At 62.1% G+C, this 19,238-nt stretch carries 16 protein-coding genes; 9 read left to right on the top strand and 7 right to left on the bottom strand.

Translation table 11 applies throughout. The features are described 5' to 3' along the window. Positions 1-495 (bottom strand): flavin reductase family protein, encoded by a 495-nt coding sequence (locus G6N37_RS15060; RefSeq protein WP_232075020.1) that lies wholly within the window; start codon positions 493-495, stop codon positions 1-3. A gap of 295 nt (positions 496-790) precedes the next feature. Here G6N37_RS15060 and G6N37_RS15055 point away from each other — a divergent pair, with 295 nt between their 5' ends. The 4 genes from G6N37_RS15055 to G6N37_RS15040 all read left to right on the top strand — a co-directional run bounded on the left by G6N37_RS15055 (position 791) and on the right by G6N37_RS15040 (position 5,362). After that, positions 791-1,978 (top strand): amidohydrolase family protein, encoded by a 1,188-nt coding sequence (locus G6N37_RS15055; RefSeq protein ID WP_142393483.1) that lies wholly within the window; start codon positions 791-793, stop codon positions 1,976-1,978. A gap of 58 nt (positions 1,979-2,036) precedes the next feature. Continuing rightward, on the top strand, positions 2,037-3,287 hold the full coding sequence (locus G6N37_RS15050; RefSeq protein WP_082962369.1) for an acyl-CoA dehydrogenase family protein: 1,251 nt from the start codon (positions 2,037-2,039) through the stop codon (positions 3,285-3,287). Between the two features lie 129 nt (positions 3,288-3,416). After that, positions 3,417-4,559: a thiolase family protein gene (locus tag G6N37_RS26270; RefSeq protein ID WP_068052715.1), complete on the top strand. Its 1,143-nt coding sequence runs from the start codon at positions 3,417-3,419 to the stop codon at positions 4,557-4,559. Positions 4,560-4,573: 14 nt separating this feature from the next. Beyond that, the gene (locus tag G6N37_RS15040) at positions 4,574-5,362 is read left to right on the top strand and encodes a crotonase/enoyl-CoA hydratase family protein (protein WP_102420101.1); all 789 of its coding nucleotides are present in this window, start codon (positions 4,574-4,576) and stop codon (positions 5,360-5,362) included. Positions 5,363-5,644: 282 nt separating this feature from the next. Here the strand turns inward: G6N37_RS15040 and G6N37_RS15035 are convergent, their stop codons facing one another. Then, complete coding sequence (locus G6N37_RS15035; protein ID WP_158243994.1) at positions 5,645-6,826, bottom strand: amidohydrolase family protein; 1,182 nt, start codon at positions 6,824-6,826, stop codon at positions 5,645-5,647. Positions 6,827-7,189: 363 nt separating this feature from the next. Here G6N37_RS15035 and G6N37_RS15030 point away from each other — a divergent pair, with 363 nt between their 5' ends. Next, entirely contained in the window at positions 7,190-8,296 is a 1,107-nt protein-coding gene (locus G6N37_RS15030) for an LLM class flavin-dependent oxidoreductase (RefSeq protein WP_068052709.1), read from the top strand. After that, on the top strand, positions 8,289-8,879 hold the full coding sequence (locus G6N37_RS15025) for a carboxymuconolactone decarboxylase family protein (RefSeq protein WP_068052728.1): 591 nt from the start codon (positions 8,289-8,291) through the stop codon (positions 8,877-8,879). The genes G6N37_RS15030 and G6N37_RS15025 overlap by 8 nt, the downstream gene beginning before the upstream one ends. A 147-nt stretch (positions 8,880-9,026) precedes the next feature. On the opposite strand, the gene G6N37_RS15020 is transcribed toward G6N37_RS15025, so the two are convergent. The 3 genes from G6N37_RS15020 to G6N37_RS15010 all read right to left on the bottom strand — a co-directional run bounded on the left by G6N37_RS15020 (position 9,027) and on the right by G6N37_RS15010 (position 13,600). After that, a complete protein-coding gene (locus G6N37_RS15020; protein ID WP_102419659.1) occupies positions 9,027-10,823 on the bottom strand; it encodes an acyl-CoA dehydrogenase in 1,797 nt (598 codons plus the stop codon). A 75-nt stretch (positions 10,824-10,898) separates the two neighbouring features. After that, entirely contained in the window at positions 10,899-12,476 is a 1,578-nt protein-coding gene (locus G6N37_RS15015) for an AMP-binding protein (RefSeq protein ID WP_068057217.1), read from the bottom strand. After that, positions 12,446-13,600, bottom strand: a complete 1,155-nt coding sequence (locus G6N37_RS15010; RefSeq protein WP_163681527.1) for an aromatic ring-hydroxylating oxygenase subunit alpha — start codon at positions 13,598-13,600, stop codon at positions 12,446-12,448. Before G6N37_RS15010 ends, G6N37_RS15015 begins: the two co-directional genes overlap by 31 nt. Positions 13,601-14,056: 456 nt before the next feature. On the opposite strand from G6N37_RS15010, the gene G6N37_RS15005 reads away from it, so the two are divergent. From G6N37_RS15005 to G6N37_RS14995, 3 genes are all read left to right on the top strand, one after another. Further along, on the top strand, positions 14,057-15,178 hold the full coding sequence (locus G6N37_RS15005) for a spirocyclase AveC family protein (RefSeq protein ID WP_163681525.1): 1,122 nt from the start codon (positions 14,057-14,059) through the stop codon (positions 15,176-15,178). 696 nt (positions 15,179-15,874) lie between these two features. Next, positions 15,875-16,357: a hypothetical protein gene (locus G6N37_RS15000; RefSeq protein ID WP_102419660.1), complete on the top strand. Its 483-nt coding sequence runs from the start codon at positions 15,875-15,877 to the stop codon at positions 16,355-16,357. A gap of 289 nt (positions 16,358-16,646) precedes the next feature. Next, a complete protein-coding gene (locus G6N37_RS14995; protein ID WP_102420102.1) occupies positions 16,647-17,426 on the top strand; it encodes an enoyl-CoA hydratase/isomerase family protein in 780 nt (259 codons plus the stop codon). Positions 17,427-17,436: 10 nt separating this feature from the next. Here the strand turns inward: G6N37_RS14995 and G6N37_RS14990 are convergent, their stop codons facing one another. Both G6N37_RS14990 and G6N37_RS14985 read right to left on the bottom strand, forming a co-directional pair. Further along, entirely contained in the window at positions 17,437-18,249 is an 813-nt protein-coding gene (locus G6N37_RS14990) for an SDR family NAD(P)-dependent oxidoreductase (RefSeq protein ID WP_068057225.1), read from the bottom strand. Positions 18,250-18,433: 184 nt separating this feature from the next. Then, positions 18,434-19,099, bottom strand: coding sequence for a TetR/AcrR family transcriptional regulator (locus G6N37_RS14985; RefSeq protein ID WP_082962731.1), 666 nt, complete (start codon positions 19,097-19,099; stop codon positions 18,434-18,436). Positions 19,100-19,238: the final 139 nt, after the last annotated feature.

Here is a 19,238-nt window from a genome sequence, read left to right as displayed (position 1 = left end):
TCACGCTTCGACGACGGCCAGCGCATGGCACCGGCTGCGATAGAAAACGATTGGTTGTACATCGTCATGCCGGGTGATGTCGGTGATCTGCAATATGACGATGCTGTGATCCCCGGCCTCGACGGCCTGGTAAAGACTGGCCTCGATCCACACACTGCACCCGCCAAGGAAAACGGCGCCGCTCGGAGATGAGACGACCGTGACGCCGGAGAAGCGGCCGCCCGTCTTCGCTGACAGTGACGGGACGGCGCCGCTGTGACCGTGGCTCAGCACGCTGATGCCAAGGCGGCCGCACGTGCGAAGGCGAGGCCAGGTCGACGAACTGTTCTGCACGCACACCGAAACCAGGGGCGGGGCAAGCGATACGGGCGTAAACGCACTGAGGGCCATTCCGCACGGAGCGGAATCGACCATGGCGCCGATGAACACGATTCCCGTGGGGTGACAGGCGAATACATCTCGCAGCAGTGCGTGGTCGAACGACGAAGCAGTCACGGCAGCCTTCGGGCAAGATTCGGTACGGCAACAGAATCTAGCACAAGGTAGAATAGCGGCGCTGGCGTGTTCGGTCGTCATGCGTCGCTTACCGGGCTCCGGCAGCCGCTCGAATGCATGCGGTGGCAGTAGGCCGCCACCCGCGGCCGCGGACCCTCAAGCGAGGCTGCGCGGACGTGATCGACGGCGTCGGATGCTTGTTGCGTTCCGTCCTAACGAAATGCTAGTTTCGACTATATAGTAGAAAGTCATCTGGCTGCTGCAGTTGGCCGTGCCTGAGAAGGAGGTTGCTCAATTGAGCACCCCAGTGATGCCGATCATCGATACCGATACACATCTGAGCGAGCCGCCCGATCTGTGGACGTCGCGGCTGCCTTCGAAGTGGAGCGAGCTCGCTCCCAAGGTGGTCTTCGACGAGCGCCGGGGCGAAGACATCTGGATCATCGGGGGGCGCCGACTGTCCGGGGTGTCCGGCTATGCGATGGCCGGGTGGCACGAGTATCCGCCAAAGCATCCGCCGTCCGCGGAGACGGCGGACCCCGCCGCGTTCGATGCCAAGGAGCGGGTGAAGCGGATGGACGCGATGAAGATCGCTGCCGAGGTTCCGTACCCCAACCTACTGGCGTTTTCCATGGACGCCTTCATGGGCTACAACGAGCCCGAACTCGTCTTGGATTGCATCCGCGCCTACAACGACTTCCTGACCGAGTTCGCTTCTGTGGCTCCGGAACGGTTCGTTTGCCTTACGACGCTGCCCTTCTGGGACCTGGACGAGGCGGTGAAGGAGATGAACCGGTGCCACGACAATGGGCACCGCGGAATCAACTTCATAGCCAAGCCCTACAAGTTGGGCCTGCCGCGCCTGCGGGAAGACCATTGGGCCCCGATCCTGAAGGCGGCCGAGGAACGTCAGCTCTCCGTTAACTTCCATGTCGGATATCAATCTCAGACCGAAGAGGACTGGGTTCGCATGATCAAGGACGTCCAGGGCCCGGCCGACTACGCGCAGGAGACCACGATGTCGTTGATGGGTCTGTGCGAGAACGTGTCCGAGCTGTTGCTGTCCGGAGTGTGTCACAAATACCCGGGCCTGAACTTTGTCAATGTCGAAAGCGGCTTCGGGTGGATCCCCTACCTGATCGAGAGTGCCGACTGGAACTGGAAGAACTCCGGTGCTGCGAAGGCTCATCCGGATCGCGAACTTCCCAGCCACTACTTCCGCAACCAGATCTACACCACTTACTGGTTCGAACGCGAAACCGTGCGCTACATGGGCGCGGCGTACGCCGACAACCTGATGTTCGAGACGGACTTCCCCCACCCGACGAGCCTGTCTCCCGGGCCGGCCTCGACCGCGATGTCTCCGCGCGACGTGGTCGACGAGACGCTCAACGAATTGCCCATCGACGCGTGCCGCAAGATCTTCTACGAAAATGCGGCCCGCCTGTATCACATTGACGTAGAAGCCTGTCTTCAGGATTAGCGACTTGCCTCGGTCTGGTCCGAAATGGGCCAGACCGAGGTTCCAAGGGAGTGATTAGGTGGCCGTCGCAACAAATCACGACATCGAGCCCGCCGCTCCGGGCGCCAAGGAGGTGTGTGATGCGCTATTCGCCTTCATCGACAGAGAAGTCGCGAAAATTCAGCAACCCATCGAGGCGGCTCTGCATGATCCGCGACTGTACTGGCGCGAGGACGGGCGCATCGCCGACGAGGTAGTTCAGGCCCGTCGGGCTGCGCGGATGGCTTCGGCCGAGGCCGGCTTCTACACGATGTTCTGCCCTACCGAACTCGGCGGCGGCGGGCTGAGTGCCGAACTGTACTTCGAAGTATTCGAGGCTCTCTGTCACCGGTATGGCTCACCCCAGACGCAGCTGGCCTTCCAGGTCCTCGCACACGCGAGCACAGGTCCGACGGCGTTGTGGACCTACGCATCCGACGCTCTTAAGGCTGATCTGGTGCCCAAGCTCCTGCGCGGCGAGGTACAGGGATCATTTGCGATGTCGGAGCCCGACGCAGGCTCCGACGCCTGGATGATGACCACCACCGCTGTCCGTGACGGAGGCCACTGGGTCCTCAACGGCACAAAGCAATGGGCCTCGTGGGCTCCGACCGCTGACTTCTTGATCACGTTCGCCATCACCGACCGCGAGCGCTTTGCGGCGCGAAAGGGAGGATTGACGGGCTTCTACGTGCCCACCGATGTTCCGGGATACGACCTGTACTCGATCGTCAAGGTGTTCGACGAAATCGGCGGCGAAGAAGCAATCCTCACCTTCAACGACGTCCGCATCCCGGATCAGTACCGGCTCGGTGAAGTTGGCGAGGGCTTCCGTGTCGCGATGGAGGGCTCTGGCCTGCTGAAGATGACGAAGCTCGCGCGGCTGATCGGTCTGGGCCGGTGGGCGAACGATAAGGCCGTCGACTATGCGAAGGTACGCAAAACATTCGGCAAGACGCTGAGTGAGCATCAGTCGATCCAAAACATGCTTGCCGACAACTGCATTGACATTTACACCTCGCGTTTGGCGTCGCTCGACGTGGCGCGCAAGCACGACGCCGGGGATCAGGCACGATTTGAGTCCGCGATGAGCCACGCGCTCGTCGCCGAGGCGATGTACCGCGTGTACGACCGGTCAATGCAGATCCTGGGCGGGATCGGCCTGAGCAACGAAGCGGCGATGATCCATGGCTGGCACACGACACGCGTGTCGAGAATCAGCGAGGGTCCGCCAGAAGTTCAGCGGCGCACCATCGCCAAGTATCTCCTGTCGGGCGCCTATAAGTTCTGACTCCCTGTCACGTCGAGTTGCCAGTGCTCTCGGGCACTGGCCTCACTCAAAGCAACTGTGACGCAATGGCGTTCGCAGAAACATCGAATCGGCGCGTCCTCAACGCAAAGCAAGAAGGGAACACATTCCATGGTCGACGCATACATCGTAGAGGCTGTTCGATCGCCCGTCGGTAAGCGCAACGGCGGGCTGGCCGACGTCCACCCCGCGGAGCTATCCGCCCAAGTACTCGCCGCGCTGGTGGACCGAGCCGGCGTCGATCCCGCCGTCGTCGACGACGTGATCTGGGGTTGTGTTGGCCAGATCGGCGAACAGTCCAGTGACATCGCACGCACCGCGGCGCTGACTGCCGGATGGCCGGACACGGTCACCGGCGTGACGGTCGATCGGCAATGCGGATCGAGTCAGCAGAGTTTGCACTTCGCCGCCGCCGGCGTGATCGCCGGGCAGTACGACGTCGTGGTCGCCGGGGGAGTGGAGTCGATGTCCCAGGTGACCATCGGTTCTGCGGCCGAATTCGGCGCCGGCCCTTTCCCCGAGCGGTTTCAAGCACGCTACGGAATCCCAAATCAAGGTGTGGGAGCGGAGCTGGTCGCCGAGCGTTGGGGACTGAGCCGAACACAACTCGACGAGTTCTCCGCTCAATCCCACCAGAAGGCCGCGGCCGCACAGGATTCGCACGTTTTCGATGACCAGATTGTGCCCATTCGACGCGCCGACGGTTCCGTCGTGACAGCCGATGAAGGTATTCGGCGCGGAACTTCGGTAGAAACGCTCGCTGGTCTCAAGCCGGCCTTCAAGGAGGACGGCGTCATTCACGCGGGCAACGCCTCACAAATCTCGGATGGCTCGGCGGCGCTGCTGATCATGTCGGGGGAGAAGGCCCGGGAGCTCGGCTGCACGCCGATCGCTCGCGTGCACACCGCCGTGCTCGCGGGCGCCGATCCGGTCCTGATGCTCACCGCACCTATTCCTGCCACCCAGAAGGCGCTGCGCAAGTCTGGACTTAACGTCGGCGACATCGGGGTGTTCGAGATCAACGAGGCGTTTGCACCGGTGCCGATGGCATGGCAGCTCGAGATCGGCGCGGACGAGAAGCTGTTGAACCCGAACGGCGGCGCGATCGCGCTCGGCCATCCCCTCGGGGGCTCAGGTGCCCGACTGCTGACGACCATGATCCATCACATGAGGGCGAACAACATCAGGTATGGGCTGCAATCGATGTGCGAAGGTGGCGGGCAGGCCAACGCGACCATCGTGGAGCTGGTGTGACAACGTCGGAGGCCGTGACCACGAATGCGGCACTCATCCGGAGGTCCGGACGGGTCCTCGTCATCACTATCAACAGACCCGACGCCCGCAATGCGGTGAACCAAGCGGTTAGTACGGCCGTCGGTGATGCGCTCGAGGCGGCGCAGCAGGATCCGACAGTCTGGGCGGTCGTGGTGACCGGTGCCGGTGACAAGTCGTTCTGCGCAGGGGCCGACCTCAAGGCGTTGTCGCGCGGCGAGAGCGTGTTGCATCCGGACCATCCAGAATGGGGGTTCGCCGGACTCGTCCATCACTTCATCGACAAGCCGGTCATCGCCGCCGTCAACGGGTCAGCGCTCGGCGGCGGCACAGAGCTGGCGCTTGCGAGCGACCTGGTCGTGGCGGAGGAGCGGGCCGTATTCGGCCTGCCGGAGGTGAAGCGCGGTTTGATTGCCGGTGCGGGTGGCGTCTTCCGTATCGTCGAGCAGCTGCCGCGCAAGGTCGCACTCGAACTGCTGTATACGGGCAACCCGATTTCGGCTGCCGAGGCGGCACGTTGGGGATTGGTGAACAGGGTCGTGCCCGACGGCACGGTGGTGGAGTATGCGCTGCAGCTCGCCGAGCAGATCGCCGTGAATGCACCGCTATCCGTACAGGCGAGCAAGCGCGTGGCCTACGGAGCCGATGACCGCATCATCGAAGCCGAGGAACCAAAGTGGGCGAGAGTCGCACGGGAGGGCGAGGCACTCCTTGCCAGCGAGGACGCGAAGGAGGGGCCGCGCGCGTTCGCCGAGAAGCGTGCACCCGTATGGGAAGCACGCTAAGCGATGAGGATCCGCGCTGATGTCGCGCATGTCATGGTGCGCGCGATCGACGTGGCCGGCTTTGTCCTCGCCGATGTCTGCCGCTACACCGTTATGAGGGATCGGAAGTCTCCCGATCGGCAGGTCCGCGCCTTCTTCGCCGCGCTTCGGCACCGTGCTGTTTTAGAACTAGCTAGGCCCCGACTACAACGCTGCGCATCACGAACACCTGCACCTCGCGGCAGATATCTGCCGCGAGGTGGCGGCAGGCTTAACGGCGAACCGGCAGCCGACTGCCGGGGTTCAGTTCATCAGTAGCTCGCGCAGGTTGTCACGCATGATCCGGTGCACGCAACCCGGGTCCAGGTCGGTGAGCCCCTCCGCGAATTCGGCTGGCTGGGCCAGCCCCTCCGCGTGGGGATAATCCGAGCCCATCAACACGCGGTTCGCGCCGATGCGCTTGACCAGTTCGGGCGTGTTGTCCTCGTGAAAGGGAACGACATAGACATTGCGCTTGAACATCTCCGATGGGCGATCAGGGAGCGTGCCGCCCGGCCAATCGCCAAAACGTCCCCACCACGCTGCCTTGTTGAGCGTCTTCAACAGATAGGGGACCCATCCACAGCCATGCTCGACGCTGATGACCCGCAGTCCCGGGAAGCGGCCGAACAGATTGTGCAGGACCATCGCCGCGAGCGTGGTCATGATGGGAATCTCGACGTGGAACATCGCGAACTGCAACGCCGAGGTGTCGCGCGTTCCCGGCCGGGGCTTCTCGCCCCACACGGTCGACGCGTCGAAGAAACCGGCTGACACGTGGAACCCAACCGGCACTTTCGCCTCCTCGAGGCGCGCCCAGAACGGGTCGAACTTGGGATCGGCAATCGAACAGGGCTGTGCTCCGCCACCCGGGGCCGGTCGCAGATAGACGACTTTCACGCCCGCCTTGAGCAGGCGGTCCAGTTCTTCCACGGCCAGGTCCGCGTCGGCCAGCGACAGACACCCCGTGCCGAAAATGCGGCCATTGCTGCCGAAGCCCCAGTCTTCCTCGACCCAGCGGTTATACGACCTCAGGTTGGCATACAGCACCTCGGGGTTGTCGAGCAGATCCTGCTCGATCCCATTCGCCATCGACGGGAATAGGATCGTGCCCTCGACGTTCTGGCTGTCCATCAGCTCCAGCCGCGCCTGCTGGTCATGGAAAGCCGGCAACATCGACGATTCGTCCCGCGCATCGTCGAAACCGCCCAGCTCGGGATTATTCAGGATTTCCTTGAACGAACCCGGAGCCTCGGTCTTGTCGAACTTGACGTTGCAGAAGGTCAGAACCTTGTCACCGCAATGCCAGTATTCGTTGCCATCGGGGTGCATCCGGGCCTGGATCGCGACATCCTTGTACTTGGACTCGATATGACGGCTGAAGCAGTCCCGGACCTCATAGAAGTGATTGTCTGCATCCCACAGACCATAAGGCTCGCTGGTCACGTCACACACTCTCCATTCCATTTCGTTTGATCTTGTTCCCAGCGCTCGCGCCGTGGGGCGAGAGGGCCAGAGCACGTCGAGCATTCATATAGTTAGCCTATAGAACATCATATCGGTAGCCTATAGAACGATCAGGCGCGCGTCAATGGCTTTCTAGCGAGGCACAGATTCTTGTACTAAGTAGATTACTCCGCCGGTGGGGCGCACAGATGACCCTCGACAGGGTCGTCGAACAGCTTGAATCTGGTACGCCGAGAAGCGTTCACCCGTATGGAAAGCGCTTAAGGGGTGGATGGATTGACAAATAAATTCTACTATATGGTAGAATCTAGCCGTCAATCGGACTTCAGATAGGTCAAGCACATGCATGTTGGCAAGAGTGTCTTCTTTCAGAATCCCGACGAGGATCGTTCCGACTCGGCGCTTTACAAGCATGAGATAGCGCTGGCAGAACAGGCCGAGCCGCTGGGCTTCGAGTCGTTGTGGATCGCCGAGCACCACTTCGGTGGCTACGACGTGTCGCCAAACACGTTGCAGCTGTTGACTTATCTGGCGGCCAAGACTAAGCACGTCCGGCTGGGACCTTCGGTGGTGGTGCTTCCGTGGCATGAGCCGCTGCGGGTCGCTGAGGAGCTCTCGGTGCTTGACCACCTGTCGAACGGTCGTCTGTTGCTCGGCATCGGCCGCGGCCTGGGCCGTCACGAATTCGAGGGCTTCCGGCTGAACATGGGGGAGTCGCGCCAGCGTTTCCAGGAGTATGCACAGGGCATCCTCAACGCCTTCGACACGGGAGTCATCGAGTCGGACGGTGAACTCTGGAAGCAGCCGCCCGTGCAACTTCGACCCCAGCCGCTGGCTCCGCTGCGCAACCGCACATACGCATCTTCGGTGTCGCCTGAATCGATGGACATCGTCGCTGAACTCGGTGCGGGTATCATGGTGATCGCCCAAAAGCCGTGGGATGTAACGGTTGCCGACGTCAAGAAGTACAACGAGCGGTTCGTCGAGTTGAATGGTTACGAGCCGCCTAAACCGCTGCTGATGTCCTTTGTGATCGTGCACGAGTCCTCGTCCGCGGCACAGGAGCTGCACGAGCAATATCACTATCGGTACGCGAAATCGACGTTCGATTGGTACGAGTTCAGCAATCCCGGCCTAGCGAAGGTTCCCGGTTACGAGTATTACGGCAAGTTCGCCGCCAACATCGAAAAGCACGGGGCGGATAGCTTCGTGAAATTCCTCGCCGAATTGCAGGTCTATGGCACTCCGGACGAGGTGGTGGAACAGTTGACCGACCATGTTCGTCGCATCGACGGCGTCGGGATGACTTCGGTACTGTCCTTCGCGGGAATGAGCCCCGAAATCGGTGCGGCCAATCAGAAATTGTTTGCAGAGCAGGTGCTGCCGCGCCTGAAGGGCATCGACACGGAGCGTGCTTTCCCACCCGTTGCCGTCCCGGCGCATGCCTGAGGGCGTGGGCTCGGCAGGAGAAGACGGCTCCGAAGTCCGCATCGCGCCGCTCCCGCTCGAGGAGCGCGATAACGCGACGAACGAGCTGCTCGATAAAGTCGGGCCGGGTCGTGACCTCAATCTGTTCACTACCCTGGTGCGACACCAGCGGCTGTTTCGGCGCTGGCTGCCGCTGTGCGGAGGCCTGCTCAGCGGGAAGTTGTCGGCCCGTGACCGGGAATTGCTGATCCTGCGGACCGCCGATCGCTGCGGGGCCGCCTACGAATGGGCCCATCACCTGGTGTTTGCCGCGGATGCCGGGTTGACCTCCGAGGAGGTCGACCGGGTCCGCGCCGGCGCCGACGCCGACGGCTGGACGCAACTGGAGTCGGCGCTGCTGAGAAGCGCCGACGAACTCCACGATGAGTGCGAGATCTCCGCATCGACATGGTCGGTCCTGGCGGCGCACTACGACCAGGAGCAGCTGATCGAGGTGCCGATGGTGGTTGGGCACTACCACATGCTGGCCTTCGCGGCGCGCTCGTTCGGCGTGGCGATTGAGCCCGCCTACCGGCCCGTCTCAGCGGCGCGCGCCGTCGAATGACCCAGGAGCGAGTGCCCTCTTACCGGTGACGCGCGCCCAGGCCAGCTTTCGCCGGCGAAATGTCGACCGGACGCCGTTTAGAACCATTCCGCCTTCATGTCGACGGTCGTGCTGTCGAGGGTTTCGAGCAGCTCGACCGGACGCCGTTTAGAACCATTCCGCCTTCATGTCGACGGTCGTGCTGTCGAGGGTTTCGAGCAGATTGAGCTGGGGATCGACGCGGGGCAGTTCGTAACGGAAGAAGAACCTGCCGGCCTGCACCTTGCCAGCGTGAAAGTCAGTGTTCTTCGGCGCGCTGATGATCAACAGCTCGAGCCACATCCACGCAATCACCAAGTGGCCGAACGCCTCGAGATAGATCGCGCTGTTGGCCAGCGCCAGTTCGCGATCGGATTCGCCGACCAGTTTCGTCGTTATTTCGACGAGACGGACCCACCGCTGAGCCAGCTGATCGGCGAGGTGCCCGAGCTCCCCGCCCAGCGCGGTCGCACCGTCAATCGCCTTACCGATACGGTCGGACACCAAGGCCAGGCTTGCGCCGTCGTGCTGAGTCACTTTGCGGCCGAGCAGGTCGAGGCTCTGAATGCCGTGTGTGCCCTCATGGATCGGATTCAAGCGGTTATCGCGGTAGTGCTGCTCCACGTCGTAGTCGCGGGTATATCCGTAACCTCCGTGTACCTGGATCGCGAGATCGTTGGCCGCAACGCACCATTGCGAGGGCCAGCTCTTGGCAATCGGGGTCAGCACGTCCAGCAGCAGCGCCGCTTCTTCAGCCTCTTTGTTGTCCTCACTGCTGGCGCGGGTGTCGATCAAGTATCCGCAATACAACGCGAGGGCCAAAGCGCCCTCGACATAGGCTTTTTGAGCTAGCAGCATTCGCCTGACGTCGGCATGCTCGATGATCGGCACGGGCTTGTCCTCCGCGGATTTGCGGGCCGGAACGCGGCCCTGCAACCGCTCACTTGCGTATCGCACGGACTTGAGGTAGCCGGTGTACCCCAGTGCAACGGCGCCGATGCCGACGCCAAGCCGAGCCTCGTTCATCATGTGGAACATGTAAGAGATACCGGCGTTGGGTCGGCCAACCAGGTACCCCACCGCACCTGCTGAACCCAACGGGCGATGGGCACCCTCACCGAAGTTCAGGACGGTGTTCGTTGTGCCGCGGTATCCCATCTTGTGATTGAGTCCACCAAGGGAGACGTCGTTTCGTTCTCCGATCGCGGCATTATCATCGACCAGGAACTTGGGCACGATGAACAAGGAAAGCCCTTTCACCCCCGCCGGCGACCCGGCGATGCGCGCGAGGACCAGATGCACGATGTTCTCGGTCATCTCGTGCTCACCGCCCGAAATCCACATCTTGCTGCCGAAAAGTCGGTAATGGCCATCATCGGTGGGTTCGGCGCGGGTGCTGACGTCGGCGAGCGACGACCCAGCTTGCGGCTCGGACAGACACATGGTGCCCGAAAACCGGCCGGCGAGCATAGGTTTGACGAAGAGCTCGTGGTCACGCGTGCTCCCATATGTGGCCAGCAAGTTCGCATTGGCCATGGTGAGCATTAGATAGGCTGCGGTACTGACATTGGCGGCGTGAAACCAGGCGAAGCCGGCGCTTGCCACGGTGACCGGTAACTGCGCGCCGCCGAGTTCGTAATCCATGCTCATGCCGATGAGGTCGGCGGCCGCGAATGCATCGAGCGCTCGCTTCACCTCGGGGTTGACGTGGACGTGACGTCCATCAAAGGTCGGTTCCCTGGTGTCATTGAGCTTGTTGTGCGGTGCGAAGTACTTCTCGGCGAGTTGCTCGCAGAGGTCGAGGACCCCGTCGAATGTCTCCCTGCTGTGGTCGGAGTAGCGCTCACGCTTCGGCAGCTCGTCCACACCCAGCCACTCGTAGAGCAAGAATTCGACGTCGCGCCGTGAGATGAGGTCGTTGGGCATGGACGCTCCCTACTTTTCGATCGTGGCGGCACAGCACATGGCGCCGGTGACGAGCCCGCCGGTGCCGGTAGCCAATTAGACTGTTAAATCAGGCGACTGCAGCTTCTGACGCCACTGTTCTCGCAGTGCGAATTTCTGCACCTTGCCGGTGCCAGTCTTCGGCAGCGCCTCGAACACTATTCGCTTGGGCACCTTGAACCCACCGAGTTGCTCTCGGACGTGTCTTTCGATGTCGGCCTGGTCCGCGGTTGCTCCCGGATGCAGGGTGATGTGTGCAACCGGAACTTCGCCCCAACGATCGTCGGGCACGGCGACGACGGCGACCTCGAGCACCGACTCGTGCGAGGCGATAGCGTTTTCCACTTCGATCGAGGAGATGTTCTCGCCGCCGGATATGATGATGTCCTTGCTGCGATCGCGAAGTTCGAGATAACCGTCTTCGTGGAGTACGCCGAGATCTCCGGTGCGGAACCACCCGTCGGGCACGGCAGCTTCAGTCGCCCCGGGGTCTTTGAAATAGCCCGCCATCACATTGTTTCCGCGGATGGCGACCTCGCCCATGGTTCGCCCGTCCTTCGGTACGTCATCACCATTCGCATCAAGGACCCGGACGGGTTGCGAGACGATGTTGCACACCCCCTGCCGGGCTTTGAGTCGCGCGCGCCGCGGTGCGTCGTATGAATCCCACGATCGCTGCCACTCGCAGATGACGACCGGCCCATAGGTTTCGGTGAGACCGTAAAGGTGCACGACGTCCATGTTGAGCGCGGCGAGTCGCGCCAGGATGGTGGGCGTCGGGGGTGCTCCACCGGTACCGATGAGTAGATTGCGCGGAGGGACGAGCCCATGGGCCGCATCGCCGTACGCGATCGAGTTCAGGACCACGGGCGCGCCATTGAGATGAGTGACCCCCTCGTCGTCGATCAGGCGCCAAATTTCGGTGTGATCGACCGATCGCAAGCAGATGTGGGCCCCGCCCGCAGCGGTGACGGCCCATGTGAAGCACCACCCATGGCAGTGGAACATCGGCAATGTCCACAGCATCTTCGATTTGTTCTCCAGGCGCATCTGCGTGGCCATCGCGACAGACTGCAGGTATGCCCCGCGGTGGTGATACATGACGCCCTTGGGCTTGCCGGTTGTGCCACTGGTGTAGTTGAGCGAGAGCAAGGCGTTCTCGTCCGTGATCGGCTGGATTCGAGGCTCCGCCTCGGCGAGCAGCTGTTCGTATTCGTCATTCTCCCCGCCGCAACACACCAGTTTCATCCGCGAGTCGACGATGTCCGATACTGCGTGAGCCAGTGTCGACAGTGAACTGTCGTAGATGAGGACGGCCGCTTCCGCATGGTCGATGATCCAGGCGAGCTCAGGCGCAGACAGCCGGATGTTGAGCGTGAGCAAAGGTGAGCCGGACCACGGCACGCCGTAGTGCGCTTCGAGCAACGCGTGGCTGTTCGGCGCAAGAATCGCCACGGCTTTTCCGCCGGCGAGGTCGATGAGCGCCCCGGCCAGCCGCGTACTGCGGTCGAGCAGCTCGCGATAGCTGAACGTGCGTTCACCGTCGACGACGGCCGTGTTGTCGCCGTAGATGGTGGCGGCGCGACGCAAGAAGCTGACGGGCGTCAGCGGCTCGAACCAGAATTCACTTTGCACAAGGCTTCGGCAATCTGTTCGTGGAAATGGATCAACCCCAGTTCGTTCTGGCCGAACACCAGCGAATCGACACTACCGCTGTTCAACCCCGACTGGATCTTCTTACACATCGGAAAGTCTTCCTGACCGGTGACTTGCATCAGGATGTCGAGATTGAGAATCCACTTCTTGATCGTGTCGTCATTGGGCGGTTCCGGTGCATAGATGCTCGTTTCCACCACCGAGCTGCCCGGCGTGTCGTGAGGGAAGATCCGCCATACCTCGAAATGGTCGAGCTGATGCACGACGAGAGTATTGGGAAAGACGGCGTAGTGAATCGTGGCATGCGGCGGAAACTGCCAGGTGCTCTGGTCCTCGCCGATATCATCAATCGATTTTCGGACGCCGATGCTGCGGCAGTGCTGGTCGAAGGCGTCGAACAGCTGGGGGTGCGAGTGGTAGAGCCGCGATATCGAGGAGTTGTGCAGCGAGAAGACGTGATATGTCTCGAGGAAGGTGTCGATGATCATCTTCCAGTTGCAGTCTTGAATTGCCTTGCGTGTCTCGACGTGATGGAAGTTGGCCAGCCCAAAACTGTCCAGATCCTCGCTCAACCGACCTAGGTAGGCGTTGGCGTCCACGGGGGCGCCGTCGAGCCGAGCCAGAATCAGACCGTGCGCCTCGTCGGAGGAGACCTCCGTCAGATTGGACGACTCACCGTTGAAGTAATCCTGGGCTATCGGTCTGCGCATCAGCTTGCCGTCCAGCGCGTACAACCACGCATGGAACGGGCAGCTCAGATTTCGCGCACCCGTTCTACGGCAGCCGGGCTCGACGACCGGCGCACCCCGATGCCGGCACGCATTGATGAATACCCTGGCGCGCCCGTCTTTGGCGCGAGTCACCAGCAGCGGCACACCATCGATATGCGTCGCCAAGACGGCCCCGGAATGCGGAACGTCTGCAGTGAGCGCTACCACCACCGGGTGACGCCTGAACAGGATTTCGCGTTCCTGCTCCAGCTGTTCGCTCGATGTGTACTCGCCGGCGGGCAACATCCGCGGGCCATCGCTCAGTTGTGTGGACTTCGCCTCAGCGAGCTTGCGGAAGCGCTCGATGAGCTCGTGCTGGACAGCGACCTGCATTGTTACGATCCTCGACCTCGGGGAGCCTGCCATTGCTATTTTCTATAGACGAGTAGATTCTAGCTGTAGCTAGGTGGTGAGGCAAGCGGAGGGACGACAGCGTCGCCACTCGATTGGCCGTTGTTGACGCGGAGCAACTTGACTTATCCGAGACCGCGTCGAACGCCGCCGGGATCCGCAGCTCTTGCGAATTGGCTCGCCCGCGTCAACACGTTCGGCGAACATGCCCGCACACAGCCGCAAGCCGCTGGCGGTGTTTTTTTCAATCAGGTTGCGCCCGCGCGCGTCCTGCGCGCCGCCCTCGGGCCGGCGACGTGCCCGAGATCGGGCCAGCGCAGTCCGCAGATGCCTGCCGCTTTTCGGTTCACGCTTCGATTCTGGCTTCCAATCGGGTTTGCTCTGCGTTACATTTCACATTAAGAGTTATTTGTTTAACTAATCACAGGGGAGGTGCTCGTGGCCACATTGGATGTCGAGCCGCAGCTCAGCGGCATGGACAGACTCAAGAAAGCGCCGCGGGTGCGGACGTCAACCCCCATCCTTGTGTGGGCGACGATCGGCGCTTTGTTCATGGTGCTTGCGGCATATATTGCGGCGAGTTGGATCTTCGGCGGTCGCGCCACACCCACCCCGCTCGGCAAGGACGAGCCGACGAGCGGCGAGATCGCGTTCAATATCGGCGCTCAGGTGGCAGCCCTCGTCGCCGTCGGCATCGCGCTCTTCTTCGTGATCCGCAGATGCATCAGGGAACGGCGCGTCACTTTCGATCTGATGCTCATGATCGCCTATGTGATGCTCGTCCAATGGGATCCGGTGCTCAACTACGTGGTGCCGACGTTCTCCTACACCTCATTGATGATCAACTTCGGCTCGTGGACGACCGACGTGCCGGGCTGGGTGTCGCCGGGGGCCAACCTGATGCCTGAGCCGACCGCCGCGATCGGCATCGGGTTCATGTGGAGTGCAGCGCTGTGCATGCTCGGGTGCGGATTCCTGCGCAAAGTCGTGATGAGGCGGTGGCCGGAGACCGGCAAGCTCGGCATCATCCTGTGGTCGGTCGGCTTCATGGCTGTCATGGACATCCTCATCGAGAGCGTTCTGTGCTTCGGTCACAACATCGCCTACTTCAACACCGTGGGTTGGCTGACGTTGTGGCAGGGGACATCTCATCAGTTCCCAATCTACGAAGCGCTCGTATGGGGAGGGCTCGGGTGGGCGCCCCTCATGGTGCTCCGGTTCTACCTGGACGACCGTGGTCACTCGGTCGTGGAGCGCGGCGTTGATCGCCTCAACGTGTCCTACAAGACGAAGGTCCTCCTGCAGATTCTCGCGCTGGGCGCGGTGACCAACATCTGCTACGTGAGCTACAACATCGTCATGATCGGCATCAGCCTGCAAAACGACAATGATGCCTCGGCGGTCTACCCGTCGCACCTGACCAACTCGCTGTGCGGCCCGCAGAACAAGTGCACCACTCCGGGGACCGGTATGTCGATACCTACGGGCGGCAAGCCGGCATCGCCGAGCGACGTGCCGGGCAACGGACGGACTTGGGTCGACGTTTATCTCGGGCGCTGACCCAGCCGCGCCTGCCAGCGCGAGAAAAGGACGCGGTGGGGCGGTGGTGTGACCGCGAGTCGTGTTGCACCACCGCCCTATCCATTCTCAAAGGAAGGGCCCACGACCATTCAAACCAGCGGACGCGGTCCTGCTCACTCGAATTTTCCTGGATCGGTGTAGGTGCCCGGGGGTGTAGACAAGCGAAAGTGCCCGTCCTGCAAGGGATAATTGCACTGCTCTACGGTTCAAAGATCCTGACGATAAGGCACTTCGCAGGTGAAGAATGTCGCGGTGGCATCCATCGCGGGTGAAAGTCTCGGCCGGCGGCCATGATGTCGTGTCGCATGCCCGGATGGCCATGGTGCGTGAGCTCGCCGACCGGACAGGGTTATCGGCGTAGGTCACCGCCGCGTTGGCAGACACCTACCACGGCCCGTGGGGTGTACGCGCCTGGGATCGCCGGCGGTCAGCATCCGGGCGCCACCGCGACCTGAATTGTTACGGTCCTTGACCTCTGAGAGCCTGCCATTGAAAAATTTTCTATAGCAGAGTAGATTCTGCTGCAGCTAGGTGGTGAGGCAAGCGGACCGGACATCGAAGCCTGCGTTGGCACCTGAACTTCGTCGAAGGGTCCATCCGATGACTTCGTCAGTCGTGAGTTCAGCGAGCAGCTCTACTGTTGCGCGTGCTGCTCGTCCTTTCCGGGTAGCGCTCGTGGTCTCTGAGGACGAGCGCGCGGCGATCGCGAACCCGGCGCAGAGCGGGCGCAGTTCGCTGCGGGGGCCCGAGGATCGAATTTTCGTGAGTCCAGCCACACTCGTGGCGGCCAGCGACCTGCGGCAAGCCAAGAAGCGAGTCGTTGAGGAGCGCGCGGCGCGGTGTGCGCGCGGACATCGGCAACGTCCGATTCTGTTGGCGGTCAACGTATGCATCGAAGTCGACAACGCCGCGGCATGCCGGCGGATGGACAACGGGACTAATGCGATGGGCGAGGGGCTGCCCTATACGGGTACGGCGCGTGGATTGGCCGGCTTGGTCTTCGATATCGATCACCTCGATCTCGCAGACGGCCTCATGGTGCGTTCTCCTGCGGGGTGGACTGCGGCAGCCTACGCCGCGATTGCCGAGGAGTTGGGCAAGCGTGGTTACCAGGCGCTGGTGATGGTCGCCGATCCCGAGATGCCCTGGGCGCGATAACGAAAGGCTTCTTAGGTGAGGGCCATTCGGCCGTAAGCCTCGGATACGCGCGATACCGCGGAAGGTGGGCGAGTCTGCGGGGCATCCGCGGGTGGACGCGTGCGGGCGAGATGATGGATCCCTTTCGCGCCTACCCACAATGAGAACCATTTGGTGTCACGGTCTGCCGCCCGAATGACGTCTCCCAATCGGATAGAATCTGTTTCTGATTCGATAACTAAAGGGTGGCAAGATATCGACTGCATAACTTGTGAGCCGATGGTCAGCCGACCGTTTCGAAGGGACGATGATGGAACTGGAAACGCTGCTCTACGCGTTGGATGGCCACGTTGCGACCATCACGCTCAATCGACCCGACCGGCTGAACGCCTTCAATCAGCATATGTGCGAGGATTTCTCGCAGGTCTGGCGCCATGTTCGGCTCGATGACGAGGTGCACGCCGTGGTGGTGCGAGCGGCTGGTGAGCGCGCTTTCTGCACGGGCGTAGACACGGACGACACGCTGGAGATGGTGTCCCGGCCCAATCTGTGGAGCCGCGAGGATCCCAGCAGTTATCTGTCCCCCAAGGCTAATCAGGTGTGGAAGCCGGTTATCTGCGCAGTGCACGGAATGGCGGCGGGTGGCGCGTTCTATTTGCTCAATGAGGCGGACATCATCATCAGCTCCCACGATGCGACGTTCTTCGATCCGCATGTGACTTACGGGCTTGCTGCCGTGCTCGAGCCTGTGGGGCTCGCCGCCCGGATGCCGCTGGGTGAAGTGCTGCGGATCGCGCTCATGGGCCTCAACGAGCGAATGTCGGCCAGCCGTGCCATGCAAATGGGCTTGGTATCGGAGGTCACCGAGCGTGAGGAGCTTTGGCCACGTGCCGACGAGATCGCTCACCAGATCGCGGCCAACGAGCCCCTGGCGGTGCAGGGAACGGTGAAGGCGATCTGGGACTCACTCGACGTCGGACGTACCGATGCCATCCGCAATGGTGTGCACTACACGCAGCTAGCCAACGGCGTGGAGACCGTGAAGGTGACTCGCGGTGGAGCTGGCAAGCCGCAATGGAGGTTGCGGTAGTCCCTGCGACTCATCGAAAGTCCGAACCTCCATCCACGTTGAGATCTGCCCCTGTGGTGAAAGAGTTGAGTCGCGAGCCCAGCAGCGCGATCATCGGCGCGATCTCCTCGGGGCGCCCGGCGCGGCCGACGTATCCGAGAGCATCGCCGAAAACCTGCTGTAGAAGCGCGCCGACATCCTCGGCAGTGCGCGGCCCCGTGGGCTCCCGAGGCATCGCCTCGATGAAGTTGCTGACCTGCTCGGTCATGAAGGTCCCCGGCGAAACGGTATTGACCAGAATGCCCTCACGGGCAAGTGTCTGGGACAAGTTCTTGGTCATACTGGTCAATGCAGCTTTGGCGGCTGTGTAGGCGATCAGCCTGGGTGATTGCCGTTGCACGGAATGCGCTGAGATGTTGACGATGCGCCCCCAGTCGGCAGATCGCAGCAGCGGGAGCGCAGCGCGGCACGTCCGCACAGCGCTGAGCAGAATCAGGTCGAGCGCTCTCGTCCAATCGTCATCGGACAGCTCATCGAACCCAGCCACGAGTTCGAGGCCGGGGCCCACGGTGTTGATCAGGACATTGGCAGTGTCCCAACAAGATTCGATCTGCCGGAAGGCCGCGTGCACGCTTTGCGCCTGAGCAAGATCAATGGGCACCACGAGCGCCTCCGGGCTACCCGCGGCGCGAAGTTCGGCCGCCACCTGCTCGAGCCGTCTGCGACTGCGCGCCAGAATGGCTAGTCGTGCCCCCTCTTGCGCGTAGACGTGCGCGGTTGCCAGCCCCATGCCTGCGGTCGCCCCGGTGATGATCACCCGCGCGTCCTTTACGGCCAGTTCCATACTTAGCTTTTCTCCCTCGCCCCGGCGACAGCATGCGCGCTGAAAGTGGTGCACGCGCACCGTGGCGAGGGCGCGCATGCATCGCGCTACAAGATGTTATATAGTTTACTGATTCACCGAAGGATGCGGAATCGCGGCCCCAACGGAACGACTGGCCGACAGGACGAATGCGCTAGGGGCCGGCCTATATCTGGACCGCATGGTCCCGGATGGTGATCCCGTCGAACAGTGCTGAGATGAGAAGGTCGGCGACCTTTTCAGGGGATCGCTTGGCGCGGTCGGGCCATTCGACGGTCCAGTTCAGCGATCCCATGATGAGGAGCCTCAGGGTCTGCAGGTCGAGGTCGTCTCGAATTTCGCCAGCGTCGCGCGCGTCGCTGAGGAGTCCGTCCCAGAGCTTGCCGTAGGGCCGTTGGTCGACGCGGATGTGACGCTTGCGCAGCTCGTCGGGAAGCTGGCCGAGGATGCGTGCATTGGCTGCCGTGTAGTCGACGGCCTCGATCACGGCCTCGGCGTGCGCATGAATCGCGGCGCCAAGACGCGCGGTCGCCGAGGCTTCGGGGCCCAGGGCTTCGACGGCCGAGACGACGTGTTCGTGCGTCTTCTCGAGTCCGACGCGCAGCATCTCTGCGACTAGCGTGTCCTTCGAGTCGAAGTAGTAGTACAGGCTGCCTTGTTTGACCTCGGCGGCCTCCGCGATGTCGGTGAGGCGCGTGCCGGCGTATCCGTTCTGGCTGAACACCCGTGCGGCGGAATCGAGGATCCGTGCCCGCGTTCGTGCTGACTTCGCGAATGGCACCCTGGTCCGGCTCTTCGTTGTCACCGCCCGAGTATACGAGAAACCGCGCATTTCTCCGGTCGCCGTCGACGCATGCGGTGGGTCGGAGCGGCTTCCGCGTCGCTCGGCACCGGCCCGTCGTGCACGATTGCGGGGGGTTGCAGGATAAGCTTATATTCTATTCGCTAGTAGAAAGTAGGTGTTGATCGGG

This window comes from Mycobacterium seoulense (genome assembly GCF_010731595.1).
GTDB lineage: Bacteria > Actinomycetota > Actinomycetes > Mycobacteriales > Mycobacteriaceae > Mycobacterium > Mycobacterium seoulense.
The sequence above is the reverse complement of the archived record's forward strand: the minus strand, read 5'-3'. Positions and strand labels throughout refer to the sequence as shown.

Excerpts from the sequence above, each read along its gene's own strand:
- G6N37_RS26270 (WP_068052715.1), top strand. The coding sequence starts at position 3,417 with ATGGTCGACGCATACATCGTAGAGGCTGTTCGATCGCCCGTCGGTAAG.
- G6N37_RS15030 (WP_068052709.1), top strand. The coding sequence starts at position 7,190 with ATGCATGTTGGCAAGAGTGTCTTCTTTCAGAATCCCGACGAGGATCGT.
- G6N37_RS15025 (WP_068052728.1), top strand. The coding sequence starts at position 8,289 with ATGCCTGAGGGCGTGGGCTCGGCAGGAGAAGACGGCTCCGAAGTCCGC.
- G6N37_RS15020 (WP_102419659.1), bottom strand. The coding sequence starts at position 10,823 with ATGCCCAACGACCTCATCTCACGGCGCGACGTCGAATTCTTGCTCTAC.
- G6N37_RS15010 (WP_163681527.1), bottom strand. The coding sequence starts at position 13,600 with ATGCAGGTCGCTGTCCAGCACGAGCTCATCGAGCGCTTCCGCAAGCTC.
- G6N37_RS14995 (WP_102420102.1), top strand. The coding sequence starts at position 16,647 with ATGGAACTGGAAACGCTGCTCTACGCGTTGGATGGCCACGTTGCGACC.
- G6N37_RS14990 (WP_068057225.1), bottom strand. The coding sequence starts at position 18,249 with ATGGAACTGGCCGTAAAGGACGCGCGGGTGATCATCACCGGGGCGACC.
- G6N37_RS14985 (WP_082962731.1), bottom strand. The coding sequence starts at position 19,099 with ATGCGCGGTTTCTCGTATACTCGGGCGGTGACAACGAAGAGCCGGACC.